The sequence below is a fragment of the Micromonospora sp. NPDC003776 genome (genome assembly GCF_053605645.1).
Window position 1 is genome coordinate 1 of sequence record NZ_JBSGJR010000803.1, and the last position, 2,391, is coordinate 2,391.

Genomic DNA, 2,391 nt, shown 5'->3' on the forward strand with positions numbered 1-2,391 from the left:
GCGCCCTCGCCGCCGGCTGCGCGTACGTGCCGCTGGACCCGGGCTTCCCGGTCGACCGGCTGCGCCGCATGCTCACCGCCGCCGGGGTGGACCTCGTCGCCTGCGCGGCCGAACACCGTGAACTGGCCCGCGAGCTGGCCGGCGACCGCACCGTGGTGGCGCTCGACGACGTCCCGCCCGCCCCGCTGCGGCCGGCCCCGGTCGACCCGGACGCGCTCGCCTACGTGCTGTTCACCTCCGGCTCCACCGGCGTGCCCAAGGCGGTCGGGCAGACCCACCGCAACCTCGCGCACGTCGTCGACAACCAGATCGGTGCCCTCGCCATCGGGGCGGGCGACCGGCTGAGCCTGCTCGCCTCGTTCAGCTTCGACGCCGCCATCCCCGACCTCTACCCGGCGCTGCTCACCGGCGCCGCGGTGATCCCCGTGGACCTGCGCAGGCAGGGCCTCGCGTACGCGGTCGAGCAGCTCGACCGGCACCGGGCGACCGTGCTGCACTGCACCCCCACCGTCTACCGCTTCCTGCTCGACGCCCTCGGCGAGCGGCGGCTCGACGCCGTCCGGGTGGTGCTGCTCGGTGGCGAGCAGGCGAGCTGGGCCGACGCCGCCCGCGGCCGGGGCCGGTTCGCGCCGGACTGCGAGCTGGTCAACGGCTACGGCGCCACCGAGATGACCTTCGTGGCGCGGTACGCGCTGCCGATGTCCACCGTGGACCCGGCCGCCGCCGGCCCGCTGCCGGTCGGCACCGCGTTCCCCGGCTACGAGCTGACCCTCGCCCCGGACACCGGGGAGATCGTCGTGCGCAGCCCGCACCTCGCTCCCGGCTACCTCAACCAGGACAGCGACCGGTTCACCGTGGACGCCGACGGGGTGCGGGCGTACCGCACCGGCGACCTCGGCCGGCGGCTGCCCGGCGGTGACCTGGTCTGCCTGGGCCGGCTCGACCGGCAGGTCAAGGTGCGCGGCCACCGGGTCGAACTGACCGAGATCGAGGGGGTGCTGGCCGCCCAGCCCGGCGTCGCCGGGGTACGGGCCATCGCCCGCGACGGTGAACTGCTCGCGTACGTCCGACCGGCCGACGGGACCCGGCCGGACGGGAGCACGCTGCGGGCCGCCCTCGCCGCGGCGCTACCCGAGTACGCGCTGCCCCGCGCGGTGGTGGTGCTCGACGAGTTCCCGCTCACCGTGACCGGCAAGGTCGACGAGCGGGCGCTGCCCGACCCGGCCGGGACGGTGCCGCCCGGGGAGGCCCCGGCCACCGCGACCGAACGGATCGTGCACGACATCTGGTGCGTGGTGCTGGGCCGCCCGGCGGTCGGCCGCACCGACGGCTTCTTCGACGTCGGCGGCCAGTCCCTGCTCCTCGGCCAGGTGCAGCAGCGGATCGCCGAGCACTTCGGGGTGCGGCTGCCGATGCTGCGCCTCTTCGACCACCCGACGGTGGCCGCCCAGGCGGCGCTGCTCGACGCCCCGCCCGAGGGGGTCCGCGCGCCGGTGCTGCCCGTACCGGCCGCGCCCGCCACGGCGGCCCGCGAATACACCGGCGACGAGATCGCCGTGGTCGGGCTCGCCGGCCGTTTTCCGGGCGCCCCGGACGTGGCCACCTACTGGTGGAACCTGTGCACCGGGGTCGACTCGATCCACGAGTACACCGACGCGGAGCTGGCCGCGCTCGGCATCGGGCCGGGGTTGCGCGGGGATCCCCGCCACGTGCGGGCCGTCGGCCGGCTCGACGGGGTGGCCGATTTCGACGCCGAGTTCTTCTCCTTCGGCGCCGACGAGGCCGCCCGTACCGACCCCCAGCACCGGCTCTTCCTGGAGACCGCCTGGGAGGCGCTGGAGGACGCCGGGCACGACCCGTCCCGGTTCCCCGGCCTGATCGGGGTCTACTCGTCCACCTCCGCCAACCGCTACTTCCTCTTCCACCTGCTCGACAACCCGGCCGTGGTCGGCGACGTCGACCCGGACGACTGGGAGGCGCGGCTGGTCGGCCGGCAGTTCACCGACCACCTGCCCGGGCAGGTCGCGTACCGGCTGGGGCTGACCGGGCCGGCTCTCGCGGTGCAGAGCGCCTGCTCCAGTTCACTGGTCGCGGTCTGCCTCGCCGCCCAGAGCCTCGCCGACTACCAGTGCGACATCGCCCTGGCCGGTGGGGTCACCGTCACCTGGCCCCGGCACCGGCACACCCCTGGTGGGCTGGCCTCCCCGGACGGCCGCTGCCGCGCCTTCGACGAGGGCGCCAACGGGTCCGGCTTCGGCTCCGGCGTCGGCGTGGTCGCGCTGCGCCGGCTCGCCGACGCGCAGGCCGACGGGGACCGGATCTACGCCGTCCTGCCCGGCTGGGCGGTCACCAACGACGGTCCGGACCGGGCCGGCTTCGCCGTCCCCGGGC

At 76.0% G+C, this 2,391-nt stretch carries 1 protein-coding gene; it reads left to right on the forward strand.

All coding sequences use genetic code 11. The features are described from left to right. Positions 1 to 2,391: beta-ketoacyl synthase N-terminal-like domain-containing protein (locus tag ACWEVO_RS35105; RefSeq protein WP_452311711.1), on the forward strand; the 2,391-nt coding region annotated here is incomplete at both ends.